The sequence below is a fragment of the Bacillus sp. LQ16 genome (assembly GCF_057784645.1).
In genome coordinates this window covers 926,292-950,144 of the sequence record NZ_CM173491.1, presented here as the reverse complement: position 1 = coordinate 950,144, position 23,853 = coordinate 926,292, and the positions used below count along the sequence as shown (strand labels likewise).

Annotated in this window: 15 protein-coding genes; 4 read left to right on the top strand and 11 right to left on the bottom strand. The window is 34.6% G+C overall.

Features of this window, described 5'->3' with window-relative positions; genetic code table 11:
• Nucleotides 1–225: 225 nt before the first annotated feature.
• Nucleotides 226–1,929: an S-layer homology domain-containing protein gene (locus AC3EMB_RS04765; protein ID WP_000726527.1), complete on the top strand. Its 1,704-nt coding sequence runs from the start codon at nt 226–228 to the stop codon at nt 1,927–1,929.
• 68 nt (nt 1,930–1,997) lie between these two features.
• Here AC3EMB_RS04765 and AC3EMB_RS04760 read toward each other — a convergent pair whose 3' ends face one another.
• Together AC3EMB_RS04760 and AC3EMB_RS04755 are read right to left on the bottom strand one after the other, a co-directional pair.
• Nucleotides 1,998–6,257 carry an MSCRAMM family protein gene (locus AC3EMB_RS04760; RefSeq protein WP_488517521.1) on the bottom strand — a complete coding sequence of 1,420 codons (4,260 nt, stop codon included), beginning with the start codon at nt 6,255–6,257 and terminating at the stop codon, nt 1,998–2,000.
• 395 nt (nt 6,258–6,652) lie between these two features.
• Nucleotides 6,653–7,525 carry a Cof-type HAD-IIB family hydrolase gene (locus AC3EMB_RS04755; protein ID WP_000640430.1) on the bottom strand — a complete coding sequence of 291 codons (873 nt, stop codon included), beginning with the start codon at nt 7,523–7,525 and terminating at the stop codon, nt 6,653–6,655.
• Between the two features lie 134 nt (nt 7,526–7,659).
• Between AC3EMB_RS04755 and AC3EMB_RS04750 the strand changes: the two genes are divergently transcribed.
• Nucleotides 7,660–8,277, top strand: coding sequence for a DNA-3-methyladenine glycosylase (locus AC3EMB_RS04750; RefSeq protein WP_488517520.1), 618 nt, complete (start codon nt 7,660–7,662; stop codon nt 8,275–8,277).
• Nucleotides 8,278–8,415: 138 nt separating this feature from the next.
• Here the strand turns inward: AC3EMB_RS04750 and alsD are convergent, their stop codons facing one another.
• Both alsD and alsS read right to left on the bottom strand, forming a co-directional pair.
• Nucleotides 8,416–9,174: an alpha-acetolactate decarboxylase gene (gene alsD / locus AC3EMB_RS04745; protein ID WP_000215024.1), complete on the bottom strand. Its 759-nt coding sequence runs from the start codon at nt 9,172–9,174 to the stop codon at nt 8,416–8,418.
• A 16-nt stretch (nt 9,175–9,190) separates the two neighbouring features.
• Nucleotides 9,191–10,879: an acetolactate synthase AlsS gene (alsS, locus tag AC3EMB_RS04740; protein WP_000103533.1), complete on the bottom strand. Its 1,689-nt coding sequence runs from the start codon at nt 10,877–10,879 to the stop codon at nt 9,191–9,193.
• 433 nt (nt 10,880–11,312) lie between these two features.
• On the opposite strand from alsS, the gene AC3EMB_RS04735 reads away from it, so the two are divergent.
• A complete protein-coding gene (locus tag AC3EMB_RS04735; RefSeq protein WP_023521266.1) occupies nt 11,313–11,873 on the top strand; it encodes an HAAS signaling domain-containing protein in 561 nt (186 codons plus the stop codon).
• Between the two features lie 21 nt (nt 11,874–11,894).
• Complete coding sequence (locus AC3EMB_RS04730; RefSeq protein WP_488517519.1) at nt 11,895–12,500, top strand: NDxxF motif lipoprotein; 606 nt, start codon at nt 11,895–11,897, stop codon at nt 12,498–12,500.
• Between the two features lie 509 nt (nt 12,501–13,009).
• Here AC3EMB_RS04730 and AC3EMB_RS04725 read toward each other — a convergent pair.
• The 7 genes from AC3EMB_RS04725 to AC3EMB_RS04695 all read right to left on the bottom strand — a co-directional run bounded on the left by AC3EMB_RS04725 (nt 13,010) and on the right by AC3EMB_RS04695 (nt 23,824).
• A complete protein-coding gene (locus tag AC3EMB_RS04725) occupies nt 13,010–15,772 on the bottom strand; it encodes a WxL domain-containing protein (protein WP_488517518.1) in 2,763 nt (920 codons plus the stop codon).
• Between the two features lie 350 nt (nt 15,773–16,122).
• Complete coding sequence (locus AC3EMB_RS04720) at nt 16,123–17,148, bottom strand: WxLIP family cell surface protein (protein ID WP_488517517.1); 1,026 nt, start codon at nt 17,146–17,148, stop codon at nt 16,123–16,125.
• A gap of 100 nt (nt 17,149–17,248) precedes the next feature.
• Nucleotides 17,249–17,986 carry a WxL domain-containing protein gene (locus AC3EMB_RS04715; protein WP_488517516.1) on the bottom strand — a complete coding sequence of 246 codons (738 nt, stop codon included), beginning with the start codon at nt 17,984–17,986 and terminating at the stop codon, nt 17,249–17,251.
• 44 nt (nt 17,987–18,030) lie between these two features.
• Nucleotides 18,031–18,771, bottom strand: a complete 741-nt coding sequence (locus tag AC3EMB_RS04710; RefSeq protein WP_488517515.1) for a WxL domain-containing protein — start codon at nt 18,769–18,771, stop codon at nt 18,031–18,033.
• Nucleotides 18,772–18,793: 22 nt separating this feature from the next.
• The gene (locus tag AC3EMB_RS04705) at nt 18,794–19,123 is read right to left on the bottom strand and encodes an LPXTG cell wall anchor domain-containing protein (RefSeq protein WP_488517514.1); all 330 of its coding nucleotides are present in this window, start codon (nt 19,121–19,123) and stop codon (nt 18,794–18,796) included.
• A 56-nt stretch (nt 19,124–19,179) separates the two neighbouring features.
• Nucleotides 19,180–22,794 (bottom strand): pectate lyase-like adhesive domain-containing protein, encoded by a 3,615-nt coding sequence (locus tag AC3EMB_RS04700; RefSeq protein WP_488517513.1) that lies wholly within the window; start codon nt 22,792–22,794, stop codon nt 19,180–19,182.
• 373 nt (nt 22,795–23,167) lie between these two features.
• Nucleotides 23,168–23,824: a response regulator transcription factor gene (locus AC3EMB_RS04695; RefSeq protein WP_488517512.1), complete on the bottom strand. Its 657-nt coding sequence runs from the start codon at nt 23,822–23,824 to the stop codon at nt 23,168–23,170.
• Between the last annotated feature and the right edge of the window lie 29 nt (nt 23,825–23,853).

Sequence of the window (23,853 nt, the reverse complement as noted above, 5' to 3'; positions counted from 1 at the left end):
TTTAGTTTACTTGAAGGGCGTTTACAGGTCAATACAGAAGGTTTTACCTGTTTCTCTTACACTTTTTCAAATAATTCTTTTTATGAATATCGCTCATGTATATAGACATCATGATTTTCTCTTGTTAAAATTTATTAGTACAAAAAATCGTTACATAGCGAAAATACAATATAAAAAGGAGGAATGTTAACACTAGATTCCATAATCTAATGTGTTAAAAAAAATATGAAAAAGAAATTTTATAGTGTTTTAACTCTCTCTCTTGCATTACAAACTGTTCTTGCACCTACTTATTCATTTGCAGAGAGTGCTGAAAAATCCGCCGAAGTATATACGGAGGATCAAGTTTTTAAAAGTATTAAAGAGCATGTTAATGAGCATAGTACTCATGAAGAAGATATCGAGGTTACTGGCCAATTCCTACTATACACTTCAAAAAAACATTCATTATATACCGCGAATGATTTAAAAAACAAATCGAATATCGAGATTACAGAACAAGTCGTAACGGCGACAAAGAAAAAAGGAAATGCTTACTACATAACGACGCCAACTGGCGCTGGATGGATAGATAACAATGATAATAGCTTAGAAGTTCAAGAGATTCATAAACTATCTAACCAAAAATTAATCGTAAAAGAAGAAGCTTCCATACATGCCCTTCCGTTCCAATCGTTTAAAGAAGAAGGGAAACTACAACCACAAGTCATTACTCCTACTGAACAAGCTGGAAATTGGTTTAAAGTCCAAATAAACGAAACAGCAAAATGGATTTATGCACCTTCTGCTACATTTGAAGGTACAAAAGCTTCATTACTAAAAAACAGTCGTACTGCTAAAAATAGTTTATTGAGAGCTCCGGAAGCTCTACAAACAAACAATATTTATGGCGTTACATTTAAAGAAATGATTGTCCCAAAAGGAAATGACGATATTCGCCCTGGCTACCCGATGGTACCTAAATATATTACGATTCACGAAACGGCTAATACAGCGAAAGGTGCTAATGCTCTAAATCATGCAAAATTCTTAGATAACCAAGCACGCGGAACAGCTGATCGCGCCGCATCTTGGCATTTCACAGTAGATGATAAAGAAATTTATCAACATCTTCCGGTAAATGAAGTTGGATGGCATGCTGGAAATAAAACTGGAAACTATGAATCTATCGGAATTGAAATTGCCGTTAATCAAGATGGAAACTATGAAAAAGCGGTAGAAAATGCCCGTAAATTGGCAGCTTATTTAATGAACGACTTAAATATTTCTCTAGATAAGGTCCAAAAACATCAATTTTGGTCAGGAAAAAACTGCCCTGCGTTTATGATTCAACGCGGACAATGGAATGCTTTCTTAAAAGGAACTGAAACATACTATAAGGAAAACCAAAAAAATCCCGTAACTGATGACATTACAGGTGGATGGTATGAACAAGACATTCGTCAATTAGCAGCTAGAGGCATTATGCAAGGAGAAGGGAACGGCAAGTACTTCCCAGAACGTCTTGTAACGCGTGCTGAATTTGCTACACTAATTACTCGTGCTTTACAATTACCAAGTGGAAATGCTAAGTTCACAGACTTAGAACAAGTACACCCATCTTTAAGAGACGGTATTAATCGTGCAGCAAGCGCAGGCATAATCCGCGGACGTGGTGATAATACATTTGATCCAAATACTACAATTACACGCGAAGAAGCTGTTATTATGATTGATCGTTCTCTAAAACACGCTGGTATTTTTGCAAAACAAGTTGAACTACCATTCGTAGACCAAAACTTAATTTACGCTAAAGAAGAAGTACAAAGAGTGTATGGATATGGAATTGTAAAAGGTAATGAATTTAATCAATTCGTACCAAAAGGACCATCACAACGTGCACACGCAGCTGCATTTATAAACAGAATGCTTAGCGTAATTGAAGCTTAAAATATTTATCTGTATTAATTTAAAAGGCATCAGAGATTGTATAATCTCTGATGCCTTTTATACATCTTTTAACTATTTTTAGCCATGAATCTTAAACGTATTCCTAGTAACAGAAGCATAAAACCGATGAATGGAACATAATTCGTATTGTGTCCTGTAGCTGGAAGTTGTTGATTATTAGAAGAACCTTGTCCTTTTTCTGGTAAATTAGGTTTTTCTACTCCCTCACCTGGCTTTTCTGTTCCTTCACCTGGTTTTTCTGGCCCTTTTTCTGTATCTTTTTTATTTGTAATTTGAAGCTTTACAACTTCAATTTTTTCATTAGAAATCGTAAATTTCATTTCCTTATCGGATAAAGTATATCCTTCTGGCGCTTGGATTTCTTTTAAAGTGTAATCTCCTGGTTCTACTAACTTCTTAGAAGTCGCTTTACCGCTCTTATTTGTTGTTAATGTGTCAATTTTTGTTCCGTCTTTCCAAATTTCAAACACTGCGCCTGCTAATGTTTTATTTGTATTATTAGCATCTACCTTTGTAATTTCTAATTGACCTGTAATTTCTTCTTTCACTTTTTCATTCATAACCTCTTGTTTTACTACTTCATTTGCTACAACATTTACTTCTAATCTTACTTCTAACGCTTTATAACCTTCCGGCGCTTTCGTTTCCTCTAACGTATACTTTCCTGGCACTAAGCTTTCGAATTTCACAACGCCGTCTTTATTCGTTGTTTTCGCTTCTCCAACTACTTGACCAGCTTCGTTCTTTAATTTAAATTCTGCACCCGCTAGAACTTTTCCGCTCTCCGCATCTTTTTTGACTACTTGTAAGCTTCCTAGTTCTTTTGCGTTTTCTATTTGTACTTCTACTACTTTGTCTGCTTCCACAACGACTTCAATTTCTTCTTTTAACAACTTATATCCTTGTGGTGCTTTCGTTTCTTTTAATTTGTATGTTCCTGGCTCTAATTTCTGAGAAATTACTTTACCAGTTTTATCTGTTCGTAACGTATCTACTTTTTTACCATCCTTATACACTTCGAATTCTGCGTCTGATAATACTTTCGTTTTATCTTGAGAATCTACTTTTACGATTTCGAATTGACCAAGGCTCTTACCGTTCGTTACTTTTACATCAATAACTTTTTCACCGTCAACTGTTACATGAATTATTTGTTTTGTTAACTCATAACCTTCTGGTGCTTTTGTTTCTTCTAACGTATATTCACCTGGCACAAGTCCGTCTACCTTAACCGTTCCAGACTTATCTGTTGTAATTCCTTCTTTTACAACATTTCCTTTCGCATCTTTCAATGTAAATTCTGCGCCTGCTAAGCGTTTCGTTTGATCTTTATCATCCATTTTAATAATTTGTAGAGAACCTAAGATTATTTCGTTTTCTGCCTCTACTTTTACTACTTCTTTCTCGTTTTGAATTGTTACTTTCCATTCTTTATTTGAAAGCTTGTAGCCCGCTGGTGCTTTCGTTTCTTTCACTGTGTATTCACCTAGCGGTAATTTTGGTGACATCACTTTTCCACTCTCATCTGTTTTCAGTTCCGCTACCTTTTTACCATCTTTATACACTTCGAATTCTGCACCTGATAACAATTTCGTTTTATCATTCGCATCTACTTTCACGATTTCAAATTGACCCGTTACTTTTTCATTCGTAACTTCTTGTTTTACTACTTCGTTCGCTACAACGTTTACTTCTACTGTTACTTCTAACGCCTTATAACCTTCCGGCGCTTTCGTTTCCTCTAACGTGTACTTTCCTGGCACTACGTTTTCGAATTTCACAACACCGTCTTTATTCGTTGTTTTCGCTTCTCCAACTACTTGACCAGCTTCATTTTTTAGTTTAAATTCTGCACCTGCTAGAACTTTTCCACTCTCTGCATCCTTTTTGATTACTTGTAAGCTTCCTAGTTCTTTTGCGTTTTCTATTTGTACTTCTACTACTTTGTCTGCTTCCACAACGACTTCAATTTCTTCTTTTAGCAATTTATATCCTTGTGGTGCTTTCGTTTCTTTTAATGTGTACTTTCCTGGTTCTAATTTCTGAGAAACTACTTTACCAGTTTTATCTGTTCGTAACGTATCTACTTTTTTACCATCTTTATACACTTCGAATTCTGCATCTGATAATACTTTCGTTTTATCTTCCGCATCTACTTTCACGATTTCGAATTGACCCATTACTTTTTCATTCGTAACTTCTCGTTTTACTACTTCGTTCGCTACAACGTTCACTTCTACTGTCACTTCTAGCGCTTTATAACCTTCCGGCGCTTTCGTTTCCTCTAACGTGTACTTTCCTGGCACTAAGTTTTCGAATTTCACAACACCGTCTTTATTCGTTGTTTTCGCTTCTCCAACTACTTGACCAGCTTCATTTTTTAGTTTAAATTCTGCACCTGCTAGAACTTTTCCACTCTCTGCATCCTTTTTGATTACTTGTAAGCTTCCTAGTTCTTTTGCGTTTTCTATTTGTACTTCTACTACTTTGTCTGCTTCCACAACGACTTCAATTTCTTCTTTTAGCAATTTATATCCTTGTGGTGCTTTCGTTTCTTTTAATGTGTACTTTCCTGGTTCTAATTTCTGAGAAACTACTTTACCAGTTTTATCTGTTCGTAACGTATCTACTTTTTTACCATCTTTATATACTTCGAATTCTGCATCTGATAATACTTTCGTTTTATCTTCCGCATCTACTTTCACAATTTCAAATTGACCTGTTACTTTTTCGGAGATCTTTTTATTCACCACATCTACAGTCAATACTTTATTAGCCTCTACATCAACAGAAACTGAACTAGATGATAATTCATATCCTTTCGGTGCTTCTACTTCTTTTAATGTATAGCTTCCAACTGGAAGTTGTTTCGATAAGGCTTCACCTTTATCATCTGTAACAATTGTTTCCACAACTTTCCCATCTTTATCGATAACATCAAATTTTGCACCTGGTAGAAGTTGACCAGATTCACTATCTTTTTTCAATAATTTAAATTGGCCATTCTCTACTTTTTTCGTATTCTTCATAACAAGTTCAATTACGTTTGTATTATCAATTGTTACTTTGACTGGTGTATCAACTTTTATATATCCTTCTGGTGCATTTATTTCTTTTACAAAATAGTCACCAAGTGGTAAATCTTTAACTTCCGCAATACCCTTTTCGTTTGTTGTAACAGTAGCCACAACGTTATTATCTTTGTCTATAACATCAAATTTTGCGTCTTTTAAAACAATGTTTTCATCGTTTTCATCAACTTTTTTAATTTGTAAATTTCCTTTTTCGGCTGCTGGTTTATTCCACTTTGGCCAGTTAAATTTAAAGTTATGAACCTCAAAACCATCTCTTTGGTGTAATCCTCCAACATAGGCTTGTCCATTAATAGAACCACCTTTTGTTTCTACAACTGCATTAGGTGCAAACACACTACCTACTACACCATAACCTTTAGTTGTTATCTTTGTAGCATTAGGAAATACCCAAATTACTTTACTAGCTAACTCAGTAAAAGATGAATTAGGGTCGTATGCTTGAGATGTATTAATTAAATCCGTCGCCATCCCAGTATTTCTTGTATCATACAAAATTGCACCGCCACCAAAACTCACTTCTTCTGCATCTGAATAAATAACAATAAAGTCTTTATTCTCTACATTCGGAAGAAAAACGTCTTTTACATCGAATGCTTTCTTTCCCGTCTGGCCTGAAGAGACATAAATGTTAGGGTTGTTTACATCTTCACCGATTCCAAAGCTCATATTAGGTTTTGGCTTATCAGTGTGTAGTTTACTTGCATCCCCAATTACACCATCAACGTCTTTTCTAAATTCTTTAAACTTAGCATCAATCTCCGCTTGCTCTTTATAAGAGATACGGTCATATGATGTTTTCATTGCGCCATCTGGGTCACCGTCTTTTGTCATCGCCACTGTTCCATCTTGAATAATTACTTGTCCTGCTCCCGCTTTCGTAAATTGACCGCCTAGTAATAATGATGGATATCCTTCATCTACCCAAGTTGCTCCAGCTAAGTTATTTGCTCCAGTTGCAGCCGCTACGACTGTATAACTTGATGCGTTCATATTTTTCTCAACAGCCATCGCACCTTCAATATCCGCACTCGTTGCACTATGATCTCCAAAAATGATGGCGTTGTAATAAGATACATCACCTAAACCTTTTAATTCTGTTGTAGCTGCCTCTGCTTTAAATGGTAAATGGATTAAAAAATTCATACATATTAGTAATACAACTATTAAACTACTACTTAACTTTTTAATTTTTTGATTAAATGATTTCCTCAAGAAATTCATTCCCCCTTTTAAACTTCCTAAAATCACAAAAAGAAGCACATTTCATATGTACCAGGTCTTACTCACATTAACTTAAAATAATCCATTTAAATACAACAAAGGAACGCTACAACTACTTAATAAAATTACTACAATTCATTTTTGAAATAATACGTGAACTAAACTGTCATGCGGAAATACTTTTACGTATGGGAGCCCAATAAAATTAATCTGAAGAATATTTCATGTGGTGTAACTATTTTGACAACATCATTCACTTTACATTAGTTTTCTAAAGGATTCAAGTGAATTGTATACATTTCATACACAATTCACATTTTAAAACGTTTTCATTCCTTTTAATAATCTCAACAAAAAAAACGTAGCCAAAAAGCTACGTTTTTCTTTCATCGTTTCGGTGTATTTTTATGATTCTTCAAAAACGGAAGCGGGAATTGCTTACGGAAATGCTCTTTAATCATGTACTCTACACCGTTCTCACTATTTGAACGTGTAATCCAATCTGCTGCTTGCTTTAACTCTACAGGTGCGTTCCCCATCGCTACACCAAGTCCCACGTTTTCAATAACCTCTAAATCTTCCATACTATCTCCAATCGCAACCATTTCATTTAGCGAAATATTTAAATGCTCTCCAAGCAATTGTAATCCGCGTAACTTTGATACATTTTGCGGCAAGATTTCTATTCGTTTTGAATCACATTCAACATACTCTACATCTTGGAATGCTTTTCTTAATGTGTTCAGCCCTCTTTCTTTTTCACCCTTAGTTTGGAAAAGAACATCAATTTTTGGCGCCGCTACCGGATGGTCACGAAGCGCGTCACCTAACGAATCTACAAATTGAACTGGATAAAATAACGGATCTGCGCTTGATAATACAGTGCGCGCAATTAAGTTTGGTGTATTTCTCTCACGATTTCCTATCGAAAACCGTTCATGAGAAATACGTACGTTACAATCAAAGTGCTCTAACACTTGCACAATGTTAAAAGTCTTCTCTTCAGATAATCTTCTTTGAACGTACGGCTTATCTAACGTTGCTGAAACGAAAGCACCACCATGTGTCACTAATATAGAATCTAATTTTAACGCCTTTGCTACTTTATGAGCCGATTGAAAATTACGGCTCGTAAATAACGTAACGTATACATCTTTTCTTTTCACAAATTCAATTGTTTCTCTTAATCCTTTTGCAATTTTTCCATTGTTGTATAGTAGTGTCCCATCTATATTAAGAGCTAGTAAGCGATAAATCATGTCGCACTCCCCCTCTTCGCTGTTGTACTCTATCCATAATTTATGAAATACACCCGATAAATAGAACGAGTTAGAATTACTACTGAAAATTTGGTTTACTATATACATATACACTTAGTAAAGGAGATAGTACAATGCAGGCACCTCCTTCCTTTTATGAAGGCGATACGTTAGAAGTAGCAAAAAAATTACTCGGGCAAAAACTCGTTCATATTGTAGACGGAATAAAGCGAAGCGGAATCATTGTAGAAGTAGAAGCATATAAAGGCCCAGATGATAAGGCCGCACATAGTTACGGCGGCAGACGGACAGACCGCACAGAAGTCATGTTTGGCGCACCAGGGCATGCTTACGTATATTTAATTTACGGTATGTATCATTGTTTTAACGTTATTACAGCACCAGTTTGCACCCCACAAGGTGTTCTCATTCGAGCTCTTGAGCCGGTAGATGGAATAGAAGAAATAAAACTAGCGCGCTACAATAAGACCGAAATTACAAAAGCGCAGTACAAAAATTTAACGAACGGTCCTGGCAAACTATGCCGTGCACTTGGCATCACTTTAAAAGAACGCGGTGTATCGTTACAAAGTGATACGTTACATATTGAATTAGTTCTAAAAGAAGAACACATATCATCACAATATAAAATAACAGCAGGACCTCGTATTAATATCGACTATGCAGAAGAAGCTGTACACTATCCGTGGCGTTTTTATTATGAGGGACATCCGTTTGTTTCAAAAAAATAAGCGATATCAACAATTTTTCAAATATATCTATCGTAACTTACAATATATCAACGGTTCGACAAGAAATATCGATTTATCGACAAATAATAACATTACGAATAAAAGAAGACTGTTCCAAAATGGAACAGTCTTTCCCTCTTACTCTGCACCTTCCGCAGTTGCAATATTATCCTCTAAATTTTCTCTTGATAATTCAGCCGCCATAAAATCAGCTGTTTCTGGAAGTGCTAAATGCATATGAGCTTTTTGACAAATTTGGATGGTACAGTTTTCTATAACATAGTCGAAAACATGTCCGCCCCCGCTTCTTTCATCATCAATGTAATGTAAGTGGAATCCAGCTACCCCAATACCTTGCGCATAATCTGGTGTCCAAAATCCAGCAAGCGTACCTTCTGTATTTTCAAATGAAAAGATTGGTTGTGATTTCGTCACTTCAACGAGCGGTGTATACGGTTTTTCTTGTCTTGGAACAGTTCTCGTCCTTACTTCACGGAACGTACCGTCCATTCGAATACCGTAAAACAAGTTTTTACTTGGCATTAATTCATGTAATAACGCTTCAACTTCTTCACGATTCATCGGACGCTCTACCGTATAACTCATTTCTTTTTCAAAAAACGTTACAGTCGCAAATGGCGTTGTTTCTTCTGGCTCTACTTTTTCTGCTGAACCGTCTGAACGTAAATGATAAAATTCATTATCAAATGCAATCATTTCACCATCTAATTGATCAAATGTGCCGATGCCGAAATCACCATGTTTTTTCAAATCTTCAAAGCTAATTACACCATCATATATACCATCTAATAGCGCAAGCATTGTAGATGTTTGATATACTTCATTACTCGTTTTCGTTTTTTTCGCATCAATATCAATTAATTGCGCAACAGTCATCTCAAATCTGCCTCCATTAGTTTAATTGGTTTGGTAATAATTTTTCGCTTAATTTAATGTTGTCACGATAGTCAATTGGAATATCAATAATGACAGGACCATCTGCTGCTAGCGCGGATTTTAACACACCTTCTAATTCATCAGGCGTGTTAACACGAAGACCTAACGCCCCGAAACTTTCCGCATATTTCACAAGATCAACATCGCCAAACTCTGTAGCTGATGTTCTGCCGTATTTCATCATTTGTTGGAATGCAACCATATCATATGTGCCGTCTCTCCAAACAAGATGGACGATTGGAGAATTTAAACGTACCGCCGTTTCTAACTCCATCGCAGAGAATAAGAAACCACCGTCACCTGATACGGAAACTACTTTTTTACCTGGTTCTACTAAAGTAGCTGCGATTGCCCAAGGAAGTGCAACACCTAGCGTTTGCATACCGTTACTAAATAATAATCTACGTGGTTCATAAGAACGGAAACATCTCGCCATCCAAATAGAATGGGAACCGATGTCACATGTAACGGTTGTATCGTCACTAATTAAAGAACGAAGTGTACGAATCACTTGAAGTGGATGCGTAACACCTTCTGAAGGACGATTTGGAACTTCTGCTTGTTCTGATAATTTTGCGCGTAATCGTTCTAATACCGCTTCTGATTTCGTACTTAATACAAGTTTCGGTAATTTCTCCGCGATGCTATTTACCGTTAAGGCAATATCACCAATTAATTCACGCTCTGGTTGGTAATCATGGTCGATATCTGCTTGATGGTCGTCAAGATGAATAATCGTTCTGTCGCCAAGTTTATTCCAGAACTTTGGATCATACTCGATTGGATCATAACCGATAGAAATCACAAGGTCTGCTTCTTCTAGTAAAATATCACCTGGTTGGTTACGGAATAATCCAACGCGGCCGAAGAAATGATCTTCTAACTCACGTGAAATCGCACCAGCTGCTTGATATGTTTCAACGACAGGAAGTTCTGTATCCGCAATTAATTTACGAACAGCTTTCGTCACTTCATTTGTGCTCGCTCTCATACCGAGTAAAATAACTGGTAATTTCGCTGATTTTATTTTTTCTACTACATATGTAATATCATTTGTGGGAGCGATTCCAAGCTGTGGCTTAGAAAGCGCACCGATAGACTCTACAGTTGTTTCCGCAGTCATAACGTCTTGCGGAAGACTTACTAAAGTAGCTCCCGGATTTGTGGAAGTCGCACTTCGAAATGCATTACTAAGTGCTTCTGGCACATTATCAGGATGCTCTACTTCTACGCTATATTTTGTGATTGGTTCGAATAGTGCAGCATTATCCATAGATTGATGCGTACGTTTTAATCGATCCGTACGCGGTACTGCACCAGCTAAAGCAACAACGGGATCACTCTCCGCATTCGCAGTAACAAGACCTGTCGCTAAATTTGATGTCCCTGGTCCTGAAGTTACAAGACATACGCCCGGTTTCCCTGTTAATCTACCAATAGCAGCTGCCATAAATGCTGCATTTTGTTCATGACGACAAACGATTAACTCTGGTCCTCTTTCTTGCAATACATCAAATACAGAGTCAATCTTTGCTCCTGGAATACCGAAAACATGTGTAACACCTTGTTTAATTAAACAATCAACAACAAGATCTGCTCCTTTTGTTTTTGTCTTCACGTCGTTTGCTTTTACACCTGTACTCAAACTAATCACCCTTTATTTCATAATGTGTGTAATAAAGATTTTAATTTCACCTAGTTAATTAAGTTGGTGAAGTATATTTATCATTATATTACAAATACATTATTTTTCCAACAATATGAATTTGACATTATTTTGACAACATTCAAAGAATGCGCTTACAACCTTTTGTTTATCTTAAAATAACATTTTTATATCTCTTCTAAAAATGCACAAACATACTTCCACCTATTTACATTATTAACAAATTTATAGTACCTTGCAAAGAACAATAGTAAGTGATATATTTGTAAATAATGTAATACCCATTATTTGGAATGTTATTCACGATTAGTATATCTCCTTTCAAAAAGTAGATATAGATTGTGTGTGCTGCTTAGAAAAAAGATAGGATTTTCAGCCATAATTCATCATTTTATAAAGGAAAGTGATCGTTATGAACAAGAGTGAATTTTTAGAACAACTTAGTTCTTCCCTACGGAATATGCCTAATTCAGAAAAGGAGGATATTATCTCGGAGTACGAAACTCATTTTATTAGTGGTAAACAAGATGGAATATCTGAAGAGGAAATTTCTAAAAAGCTAGGAAATCCTAAAACCATTGCTAAAGAACTTACTGTTTCCTATGCAATAAGCAATGCTGACAGTAAACGAAGCTTCAAAAATATGATAATTGCACTTTTTTCTGTTATGAGCTTAAGTGTTTTAAACTTTGCCTTTATCTTTATCGCCTTTTTCGTACTACTCTTTTTATTACCGATTCTTCTAGCACTTATCATTGCCACGCCAGTATTAATTATTTCGCCTATTTTATTAATAGGATTAGGATTCTTTAAAGGGTTTCATCAAATTAGTTATTCCGATGTTTATAATGTGTTCATCGCTTTTTGCGTCGGTTTACTCATATCCGTCATATCTTATCAAATGGTAAAACATCTATATGCACTTTTAGTAAAGTATTTGAAATGGAATATTGCTATTTTACAAAGACACTAATGAATGTAAAAGGAGATTAAAATGAAGAAATATACTTTATATTCACTCATGCTACTTACTCTTTTATTTCTATCAGCTTGTTCAAACAGTGCACAACCTAAGGAAGAAAACGATGTACAATCTATTAAAGATGTTGCTATTAAAGTTCCAGAAAATATATTTAGTTCCTCAAAGAAAAACGAAACTATTAATGAAGACGAAATGAAACAAAATATAACAAATTATATAGATTATAGTTGGGAGTTATCTGAAAATATCATCCCTCTCGCTTCAACAAATTCTGATAAGAATTTCACGGAATCTGACCAAGAAAAATTACAAAAACTAATTGATTTAGCGAAACAAAACGATATGAATTTCCATGAGTTTATTAGTAATAATAATTTACCTAATGATTATAAAAAACCTTCAAAAGAAATCTATGAATTTATGTCCTCATCTACGGCTATTTTCGTAGAACTAGATCAAAAATTAGACAAACTTGCCCAAGATGGTAACTTATTCAAAACCGATTTTTCTTTTACAAAACGCTTTGAGAAAGTTAATGGTAGGAAGCAAAAAGAAATTGAAAAGTTTTTGAACGAAAAAAATATTAAAACTTCAATTAACAGCAATAAAAAAAATTAACCGGTGTATTACATACCCCTTTCAAAATAACCAATAAAAAATGGCTATTTTGAAAGGTTTTTTTAATGTCTGAGGATGCACTTCATCCGTTTTCCATAAAAAAAAGGCCTCCTTAAAGGAGGCCCAAGTAAAAACAACAAACGCAAAATAACAACAAATAATGGACGATAAAATCACTATATTGACAAAGTATAGGATTTTTATCAATTGGAGTAACTCAACCCTAAATTACTCTTCTAACAAAGCAATACTAATAACTTATTACAGCAATTTTTTACCGTGTCTTAAAATAATTGACTGTCTTTCAAATAATTCTATTTATATTGATTGTTATTAATTAGTATATACTTGAATACGACTATACACCCTAATAAAAGGCAATATATTAAGCTGTTAGTCCTCGCGAGTTTATTTTGCCTTTAATGTAACTATACTATATTCTTCCATTTACATCACCGAACATTTCTCTCGCATTCACGCATTTTTTCTTGCGTGAATACCGCAACTTATTACATCGGCGTATCTGCTAACACCCACTCTAACTTTCCTTTATATTCCATACCAACTTTAATAAGCGGACTAGGCTCAACAAATAATCGGATACCATTCTTTTCTTCATTCCAAGCTACTTCAGTCGGTTCGTTATTCGTTGAAATAGACGCGGCCACTTCTACAGCCGTTTCACCTAACGTATATTGTTGACTGCCCTTTACATACCTCATGGCACCAATTAGCTGTTCTTTTCCGTCCAAAGTTAACGGCTCTGTCTCTTTAACATATATCTTCCACGCATTTTTTTCAGGTCGATCATCCTGTACGACAAGCTTCCCATTAATTTGCGAAGGAGAATACATTGTTGGTTTAGAAGGAATCGTTAATTCTCCAAACGCTATCATATCTGGTACACTAACTAGCCTTAAATCACCTGCTGGAATATCTGGAACTACAATATGGCCAGTTACACTATCTGATACATGTATTGCGTTATTTAACACATCCTTCCCGGATACGTAAGCTGTATTTTTCACTTCCATTATATTAGAACCTGGCTTTACTCTCACTTTAAATATAATGGCCTCCTTTGCACCCACATCTAAAGTTCCTCCACGCTCTGCATTAGCTCCCTTACCGATGCGATATTTTATTTCATTCCCACCTATCACATCTACTTGATCATCCTTTTGTTGATCAGTTCTATTCTCTACACCATTATGAATCTCATGCGTTATACTATTTGGAACATATTCTAAATAATTATTTAGCTTATCATACCCTTGTACATTTAATGCTTTTGCCAACGGGTTTGATACATCATTTTCAATCTCGATTCTATATAAAAACTCTTGGCCGGCTTTAACACTATTAATTTCTTGGCCTTCTGTATTCAACATTTTTTTCGTTACGATTAAATTAGGAGAATCATATTCAGCAACAAAGGTAACATTATTTAACGTATAAATATTTCCAGCCGCATTATATGCTTTAAAACTAATTTTTCCATCCTTTAAGTTATTCGCAATTTGATTCGGGCCTTCTAGATGATACGTATGTATATCCGTTGCAAATGAATTCGTCCAGTCTGGATTATACCCCTTATACTTTTTAGTAACTAATTCATTTGTACCATCTGTTTGTATTTCTGTCATACTACCATCGTTCGCATCTTCTGCATTTCCAAGATGATTTTTAACATTAACTTTACCTTTTCCAAAGTCATATGTAGCATAATCTTTTCCATACACATCATTCTCTGCTGGCGTACCGTTAGAAGCGTAATAACTAAATTTTGCTTTAAAGTTTCCTTCTTTTGGCGTATTGATATTTTTTATATTAATATGCGTCCAATCATAACCTTTTTGCGTAATTAATCCTTCCCAAACTTGCATGTCTTTTACTGTTTCTTTTGGATTTTCGTATACAACAATCAAATTCCAATTTCCCCAGTAGTAACCCGTACCATTTGTATTTGAAAGTTGCGGAATATTAGCGACCGTAATCGGTTTATTTAAATCATAATCTTCTATCTCATTTGTCACATCAGCATATGCAACATAAGCATCTCCGTTATAACCTGCAAAATAAGATCCAATATACGGTAAACCTACTTCTTTCCTTATACTGTTAGGAAATACATCTTTATAGCTTCCATTTTCCGATTTAATTTTTACAGGCTGCTGTATTTGTACATCCGTTATGCTTCTTCCATCTAGATACCCTTTTGCTCCCATAGCAGCCGTCCAAAATAAATACGCTTTTTTCACCTTACCACTTTGAGGAACTGAAGGAAGTACTCCAGTTGACGAGTTAAACGTGCTCTTATCATTATCGACATTCACTATGTACTTATCTGTTCTTCTTCCCATAGATCCTCTCGTATATCGATCCTTCTCTAATCCTAAAGTCATATTTCCAGTTTGTACTAAGTTTCCTTTTAGGCGGTCTTCATAAATAGGTTTATCGAATCCACCATTTGGCTTAACTGAAATTGAATTAGAAAACACAAGGTTTTCATCTTGCTTTTTTTCTTCTGGTTTTTCTTCCACAACTTCTAGCTTTTCTTTATTTTTTTCCTTAACCTCTTGTTTCTCTTCTTTTACTATTTGTTCTTTATCTTTTTCTCTAATCTCTTGCTTCTCTTCTTTTACTGTTTGTTCTTTATCTTTTTCTCTAATCTCTTGCTTCTCTTCTTTTATTGTTTTCTCTTTATCTTCTTCTCTACTCTTTTGTTTCTCTTCATCTTTTGTTACTTTCTCTTCTGTAAATGCTTTATTTTGTATAAACAGATGACCAACCTCTTGACCATTCTGTTCAATAATCACTTTCGGAGATTGTTCTTTATTTAACTCTTTCGCACCTATTATAATCTCTATACTTTCCTTATTTTTTATATGTAGTCCTTGTATATTCCGAGCATACATATTACTATCTGCTAGTTTTTCTTCTTTATAAAACGTATCTACTGCATCACCTATTAATTTCTTTCCATTAATCGTAAATGATTGTTTTATAAAGTGTATTCCCTTTTCTTCTTCACTAATATGCTTCAAAGATAGATTTTGAATTTCTTTTTCACCGATGTTAGAAACTGTATACTTTAAAGCCATTTCTTTATTATTTAATACCTCTACTTGAATGTGAATATCATCATTTTGGAACGTATTAAGCGGTTCTTTTACACCCTCAACCGCTAGTACATTAAAATTAGAAAATAATGAAGAAATATTGATAATTGCTATTATCATAACAATTATCACCTTTTTTCCAATTCGCATCTTGTATCACCCTCTTTTCCCATTTATAACGCATTACATATTTTAAACGTCATATAATAATATTGTTATATAAAATATCCTTCTCTTTCACACCCCATATATTATCCGAAATCATTTAACATTTGCAAAATATCACTTTTCATATATTTCTTAAGGCACTTCATTTATGAAACATAATTTTCGTACATGCTAATTCACAACCTTGTGAATCTGTAAATTGGCCATTCTGACTAATATTCTCCTTCTTTCAAATACTTTATAAACAAATACAAAACACTATTTCTTAACAGTGTTTTGTATCATGCTATTATTCTCTTAATAGTACTTACATCATCAATATATATCGTTTACTATTCTTGTTCGCCACCTTTTTTCTTAGAGCGTCTTCCTAGTAAGAATACTAAAACTAGTAATGCTACAAGTAATAAAATTCCACCTATAATATAGTACAGAGTATAATCCTTTTTGGCCTCTACAGCTGTATCATTTAACTTCTGTGCTTCTTTTCCTTCAATCGTAAATTTCTTCGTCCACTCCCATTTCTGATCACCATCCGTTGCCTTCATTTCTAGACGGTATGTTCCTGGCTCTAAAGCTTTATTGTCCCAACTAATTGCATAATCAAAGTTAGAATTTGGTGCCATTCTTAAATTTTCTTTTTTCGTTTCATGTAGTATATCTTTACCTTTTTCAGTGTACACCTTTGCATCAACACTTAAATTCTTTAACATCCCTGGTTTTATATTTTGTAAATTCGCTGTCACTACATTACGCGCATTCACTTGGCCTGGTTTTACTTCATTTAGTTTCATATCTGGTTTTACTTCCGCATCCGTTTCTCTTAATACAACACCGATAGCATAGGCATACTTATTTTTAATTTGCACACCTTCTGATTTTTTCTTATCCTCTTCATCTTCTTTTTCTTTAAAGTATAAACCACCTAAAATAACACCATCATATGATTCTGTAGGCATTTCAATATTCACATTTAATATCACTGTACTTTTCGCTGGAATTTTTGTTTCCTTTTGTACTTTCGCAATTTTTGAAAACGGTGTTTTTAATGTAGAATCAAGCTCTGGAATCACTACACTGTAATCAGTGATTCCATTATTATTTGTAATTGCGGTATTCGCATATGTCTCGACTTCTACTTCTTTATCTGTATCATTTTTCATTTGTACTTGCAGCGTTTGTTTTTGTCCTGGCTCCATCTTCAAGTCAAAATACGTTTGGTTTTTATCCACTTGATTTTCTGGAATAACTGCCGTTACCGCAAATTTCATTTCAGCTGCTTCTACTTTCACATTAAAAACAGTTATACAAATAGCTACAGCCAATAAACAACTCATAATTTTCTTTACATATTTCATACTATATTCCTCACATATTCCATAGTTTAATATACAAACGAAAGAGATAAAGACTGAACAACAGCTTTATCTCTTTCGTTATTTCTCTTAAATGCTTCTATTACATTGGTGCGTCTTTTAATTCCCAAGTTAGAGACGTTGTGTACTGAGCTTGTTCTTTTTTCGTTTTACCCGGTACACTTAACTCAACGCTCTGCTCGCCATCTTTTACTGATTCACCAAACGAATTCGTCCATGTTCCCATACCTTCTTCTTGGGCTGTCGCAACATCAAAAGCTTGACCTGGAGTTAAAGCAATATTTTGTGCCGCTGTTGGTGCCTTACTACCAGCTGCAGAATTTAACGTACCGTTCTTCAGCGTTAAAGTAGCTCCCGTTAACTCTTTAGCATCTGCAGTTTTAAATTGATCGTTTTGCTTTACTGTTAATTTCCACCCTGCATTTGTACCACGGTTATCTGTTACTTGTACAAAGTTTGGAACTTCACTTTCAGCACCTGTTTTTTTATTTTTCACATTATCTAATTTTGCATAGTACACTTCGTTATTACCAGATGCTTTTTGTTTGTCAAAATTAAAGTTAGACACATAGTCGATACTTAACGGTCCATTGGTTCCTGGCTCATGTGTATCATCTGGATTTTCTGGATCTTCAATTGGTTCTACTACTTCATCCGGATTGATTGGATTAATCGGCTCTACCGTATCTGTATTTTTTTCAAATTGAATAAACGCTTTTGAATTTAACGTTCCACCATCTTTTTCTGCGAAAGCTGATGTTCCTCCCGCTAATGTTGTTAATGCAAATGCTCCTGCTACTGCTACTTTTGTAAATTTCATATTAGTTCTCCTTTTACATCTCTTTTATTTTTAATTTTCAGAAATTAATTCGGTGTATCCTCTAAAGTCCAAGTTAATGTCGTTTTATACTTTGCATCTTTTACCTTTTCTGATACACCTGGTACAGATAAACTGACACTCTTTTTAGCTTGTTCAATATCTTGACCATATGCAGTTGTCCATGTTCCCATACCTTGACCTTGTTGTGCACTCGTTACATCTTGTGCTGATCCGTCTGGATTTAACGTTACAGGTTTTGCAGTTGGCGCGTATTTTTTATCTGTTGCAGAGTTTACAACTGAATTCATTAATTTAATCTCAGCACCATCCAACTTTTTACCGTCTGCAGTTGCAAATTGTTCATCTTGTTTTACCGTCAGTTTCCATCCTGCATTTGTACCACGGTTATCTGTTACCTGTACGTAGTTTGGCACCTTCTTTTCTTGACCTTTTTCTGTTTTCACATTTTCTAGCTCAGCATAGTAAACTTTATCATGACCAGAAATCGATTGTTTTCCGAAATGGAAATTAGATACATAATCGATACTTAACGGTCCATTGGTTCCTGGCTCATGTGTATCGTCTGGATTTTCTGGATCTTCAATCGGCTCAACTACTTCATCTGGGTTCGTTGGATCAACAGGTCCCGTAATACCTTCATTTTCTGTAAAGATTACATCCGTTACAGACCTCATCGAGGCTGCTTCTTCTGCAAATGCTTGTGTTCCCCCTGCAAACGCTGAAAGTGATACCGCTCCTGCTAATGCTAATTTTGTTAATTTCATCATTTACCTCCACTAAATTAATTTATTTAATAGAAACTTTTGTTTCTATTTTCCTAGTTTGAAATAATGCTATACAGGCTACCATCAATAAACCAACCCCTGCATACTGCAAAATAATTGAGGTTTGTCCGCCTGTTTTTGGCAATACCTTATTAGTAATCCGGTCATCTGATATATTGATAACTATTTTAGATCCATCTGGAATCAATGGATCCTCAATTTCTGACGGATTATAACTATTTGAAAAAGTAATTCCTGCTTTTGAATTCATGCTACTTGCCGATACTTCTTCATAAAAGAGAAACACCGGCACTACTAGTATCATTAGTAATAGGACGTATTTCTTCACCATTACACTATCTCCTTTCTAAATTTAATATCTACATTCTAGCCTCTAGATATTTCACTTTAAATTGGAGCATTTGTTAACGTCCATTCAAGCTCACCTTTATAGCTCTTATTTACTTTTATATTTGGACCTGAAGTAACTCGTAAACGAATCCCTTCGTCATCCTTCCAATCAAACGAAACATCTTCGTTATTCGTTGAAGTATGAGTAGTAACTAAGTAAGACTGTTCATTTAATACGGTATCAATGCCATTTGTACTATATACAATCGAATCAGGTAATATATCATTATCCGTATTCATTAATGGGCTTGTTTGCTTTACATAAACTTGCCACTCAGTCTTATCTTTACGTTTATCAGAAACAATTAATTTTCCTTTCATACTGTTACGATTAAAGATTTTCTCCCTCGATTGAACTTTTACATTACCAAACGAAATACTTTGTGGAACATCAACTAGCTCAAGATTCCCACCAATTACACTTACTTTAATCTTCCTTTCAACATCTTTAACTTTTAAAATTACAGTGTAATCACCGATTTGATTTGTTAAACCACCTATATCTACAATTTGAACTTCATTCGTAACACCAGCTCCGCCTGGAAATTCCCACGCCTTCACTTCTGCTTCTTTCAATATAAACTGCTTTAACTGTTCCGTATCCGCCGGCACATCATCTACAACAGATACAAAATCTCTCGCCTGCAGAGCAGCTTCATTTCCAATCATAACCCGATCATCTTTTACAAATACAGGAACGATCACTTTCGTTACGTTTCCAGCTGCATCCGTTATTGTAACTTCAGCTTCAACATACCCTATTTTCGATACATCTGGTTTTTTCGTAATTTTGTAAGAAAGATTACTATCTGAAGAACCTGCATTATCATTTACATTCGTTACATAATCTTTCGCATTATCCGATAAATCATCACCAATTTTAATTACTTGAGTAACCGGACTAGCTGTCGGTGGCATTGTATCTTTCACGCTAACAAGATCAGATTTCTCACTTACGTTTCCTGCTGCATCTGTAGCCGTCGCATAATATTTAGTTCCTGGAATTAAAGGTCTGTTCTCTTCCGGTATTACAAGTGTGTATACTCCGTTAGCATCTGCTGTTACAGTCCCAATTAGTACATGCCCATCTTCACTATAAATATGTACAATTGAATTTGGTTCAGCCTTCCCTTGAAACTTTTCGGATATATCTTTAATTGGTTCCTCAAGAATAGGTTTTTCTGGAGCTGTTTCGTCCTTAACAATTGTTGTTGCTTCAGCATATTTACCATTTAAATATGAGAAAGCTTTTACTATATTTCCAGCCGTTAAATATTTCTCTTTAGGAAGAGTAAATGAATATTTTCCTTCACTATCAGCAACTACATGATACTTTTCAGAAATATTTACATCAGAAGAATCGATGGCTGGACTTGGAATCGCATCATCTCCCGATAAACGTACTAATGCACCTGGATTTGTAACACCTGTGACAATATGACTATTATCTTTTTTCTGATTATCTGTTAATTCGTTAATAGATACTGCTACATCTGGAATATATTCAAATAGTACTCTTTTAAAATTTTGTGTTCGGAAGTTTTCTCTGAAATCATTTTGTACTTTCTCAGTTAATGAATTCCCTAAAGCTTCTCTAACATCGCTATAACTATATTTAATTTGCATTCCATACATAGGATTCCAAATATAACTAGGATTACCTTCTTCAATTGATACACCATTTTTCCAAGCTTTTACACGCTGTACATCAACATCTAATACTCCACCTACACCATACATGTAAATCAACCTACTTGATGCATGAGAATTATCTAATGCCAGGTTTACTCTTTCAGCATTTGCAAATTGGAACTTTGCATTTGTACCAATATAAATAAGATTTTTTGATGCAGTTCCATCAGAATGTACATCAAACGTTGATTTTTCACCGATTATGAAAGAACTATTATTTCCGGCATATACAGTAGCCTTTGTGGAGCCTGCCGTATTTTCTGATCTAACAGTCAACTTCGCGCTATCTGCAACTTTCAGTCTCGCACTTGGTCCTATGTAAAAGGCCTCGTATCCTAAAACACCCTTTGTATTAATATTTAATTCTGCGTTCTTTGAAACAACTATCTCATTATTTGTTCCAGTAAGGCGGATTCCACCACGATTACTTGTTGAAGCAGTATTAACATTAACTTTCGCACCATCATGTATAAAAAAGCTACCTTGAGCAACAATTACTGCTTCTGGATTCTCTCCGTATGTATCAGTTGCTGTCACATCAATAACAGCACCTTTACCTACATCTACTGTTCCGTTATTATACAAAGCAAATACTGCTGCTTTTTTTGTACTTCCAATATAATGAGTACCTTCAAGGAATTTCACATTTGTTGCTTCAACGTTTTGCTGTGTGTCTGTACCTTGCGTTACTATCTTTTGACCTTCTAATGATGTATACTCTGGAACCGACTGAATGTTAAGCTTTCCAGCAAATGTAACATCTGCAATATAAGAGCATGTTAACTGCGGCCCTTTATATGTCATGTTTTCATATCTCATAGTTCCAGTATCTTTAATTCCAATCATTCGAAACGGTCCATAATAATTACTTCCAAGAATGTTTACATTCCTTATTGTAAAGTTCATCTTATTAGTAGCATTAACATTGAAATCACCGCATAAGCCTCGAAAATCAACTGTATGACCATTTCCTTCAATAATAAGATCCGGTCTTACTGGATAAGTTACATGACCAAATCCTGATTGCTTTACAGTAAAATCACCTGTGATATTAATCTTTGAAACATTTTTATCACTTAACGCAGCCCTTAACATTGCGTCATCATAAACATCGACTGTACCATTTACTACAGCATGTTTTACTTCCTGATTCTCTAAACGCTCTTCTAAATGCTTCACAGACGTTGTTTCATTAGACACTATTGCTTCAACATTTGTTTTTTCTGAATCAACGATTTTTCCAGCATTTTCTTGAGTCGTTTCTTTTTGTTTCAGGTCATCATCTTTATTCTTTTCAACACTTACTTCTTTTGACTTAGTGTCTTCTTTATGGATCTCATTGATTTCCACACTTTTTTCATTCTCTTCTTTTTCATCACTCTGATGACTGATGTCAGACATTTTATCTTCTGTATTTCCTGCTGATATTACAGTTTTTTCAGTAACGTGTACAACTGAGGATATTGTAGAATCTAATTCTTTATCCCCTTGCTTCAGTTTCGTCTCAAAATTATAAGTCCCAGGTTGCTTTCCTTTTACCACTAAACGTACTATACCGAAAACTTTACTTTGTGACTTTTTCTCGATTTTAATTACCGAATTTTCTGTTAAAAAAATTTCCTCAAATGAACCATTTTGTTCATTCAATACTTTAGTCGCCTCTTCATCAAATTGCATACCTTCCGGCACTACAATCTCAACTTTGTCACCATTTTTTTCTAATCCTAATATTTTTAATACTATTTCTTCATCTACTTGCACTTTATTCTTTTCAGCTTGTAACAATAACTTTAACTTTTGACTGTCTTCAATTGCATACGCTGTACTTGCTAAAGCATCTATTGTACTTACTTGTGTAAAAAAAATTGCACTTGCTAAACAAATGCGCCCCACTTTTTTTCTTTTATTCAATGTCTTCATTTTCCTCCTTCCCTTATCCATTAAAGTATCTAAAACACATATAATTAAATACTTCAATTTATCTTTTTTAATCTATATCCATTAAATAAGACAACTAAGGTTTCAACTCTACATATAATGTTAACCATTTTCTTGAAATACATAAACGAAAAGTACACACGGGATAGCGCATTTATTTTTGCGTGAAACCGTATGTGAATCCCCATTCATGTTACATAAATAAAAAAGGCATAAACCAATATCATATTGAGCTTATGCCTAACGAAATAAACTTTATTTTGTTTTATATAAAGCGAAACTTTAATCAGTGGGCTAAATCTATCTCTTCCATAAACCAGTTACACTTATACACATATAACCAAACCTAATTACTTTATATCGTTAAAGAATAAATAATGCCTAGTTCTTGCGCCTTTTGTACTGCTTCCATCCTTGATGACACCTGTAACTTATGAAATATGTCCGTTAATTTATATTCTACTGATCTTTGACTTAGATTTAATATTTCTGCAAGTTCTCTATTTGTTTTCCCATTACTTACTTCAACTAGGATTTTTTTCTCTTCTTTATTTAAAGATACTTTCCTTTCAGACCCATCTTCTATGCCTATATTTGATATATTTTCTGTTATTCTCAACTGCCTAACTAATTGATAAGGTAAAACAACTTCTTTTTTCACTGCATGACGTATTGCATTTATCACTTGTTCCTCCGAAGAAGTTTTACTCAATACACCGAGAACCCCAGTATCTATTAATAAATTATAATGCGCAAACACATCAAATCCCGTAAAGATAAGGATAGCTGCTTCTGGTTGCACATTGAGTATATATTTAGAAAGCACCATGCCATTTATTTTCGGCATTTGCAAATCAATTAAGTATACATCATACTGTTTATTTTGTATAAATTCACTTACTTCTTCACTATCATGTAGAACATCAGCCCTTATATCGTCATACCTTTCAATTAATGCTTTAGTCCCTAATCCTACTGCAACATGATCATCTACTACAAGTACTGAAATCATATTCTCACCCCTTCAATATCATTACATAC

What these genes read in the sequence shown, in the direction of transcription:
- AC3EMB_RS04750 (WP_488517520.1), top strand. Translation starts at nt 7,660, where the DNA reads ATGCAGGCACCTCCTTCCTTTTATGAAGGCGATACGTTAGAAGTAGCA.
- AC3EMB_RS04730 (WP_488517519.1), top strand. Translation starts at nt 11,895, where the DNA reads ATGAAGAAATATACTTTATATTCACTCATGCTACTTACTCTTTTATTT.
- AC3EMB_RS04765 (WP_000726527.1), top strand. Translation starts at nt 226, where the DNA reads ATGAAAAAGAAATTTTATAGTGTTTTAACTCTCTCTCTTGCATTACAA.
- AC3EMB_RS04715 (WP_488517516.1), bottom strand. Translation starts at nt 17,986, where the DNA reads ATGAAATTTACAAAAGTAGCAGTAGCAGGAGCATTTGCATTAACAACA.
- alsD (WP_000215024.1), bottom strand. Translation starts at nt 9,174, where the DNA reads ATGACTGTTGCGCAATTAATTGATATTGATGCGAAAAAAACGAAAACG.
- AC3EMB_RS04700 (WP_488517513.1), bottom strand. Translation starts at nt 22,794, where the DNA reads ATGAAGACATTGAATAAAAGAAAAAAAGTGGGGCGCATTTGTTTAGCA.
- AC3EMB_RS04735 (WP_023521266.1), top strand. Translation starts at nt 11,313, where the DNA reads ATGAACAAGAGTGAATTTTTAGAACAACTTAGTTCTTCCCTACGGAAT.
- AC3EMB_RS04725 (WP_488517518.1), bottom strand. Translation starts at nt 15,772, where the DNA reads ATGCGAATTGGAAAAAAGGTGATAATTGTTATGATAATAGCAATTATC.
- AC3EMB_RS04695 (WP_488517512.1), bottom strand. Translation starts at nt 23,824, where the DNA reads ATGATTTCAGTACTTGTAGTAGATGATCATGTTGCAGTAGGATTAGGG.
- AC3EMB_RS04755 (WP_000640430.1), bottom strand. Translation starts at nt 7,525, where the DNA reads ATGATTTATCGCTTACTAGCTCTTAATATAGATGGGACACTACTATAC.
- AC3EMB_RS04720 (WP_488517517.1), bottom strand. Translation starts at nt 17,148, where the DNA reads ATGAAATATGTAAAGAAAATTATGAGTTGTTTATTGGCTGTAGCTATT.
- AC3EMB_RS04705 (WP_488517514.1), bottom strand. Translation starts at nt 19,123, where the DNA reads ATGGTGAAGAAATACGTCCTATTACTAATGATACTAGTAGTGCCGGTG.
- AC3EMB_RS04710 (WP_488517515.1), bottom strand. Translation starts at nt 18,771, where the DNA reads ATGAAATTAACAAAATTAGCATTAGCAGGAGCGGTATCACTTTCAGCG.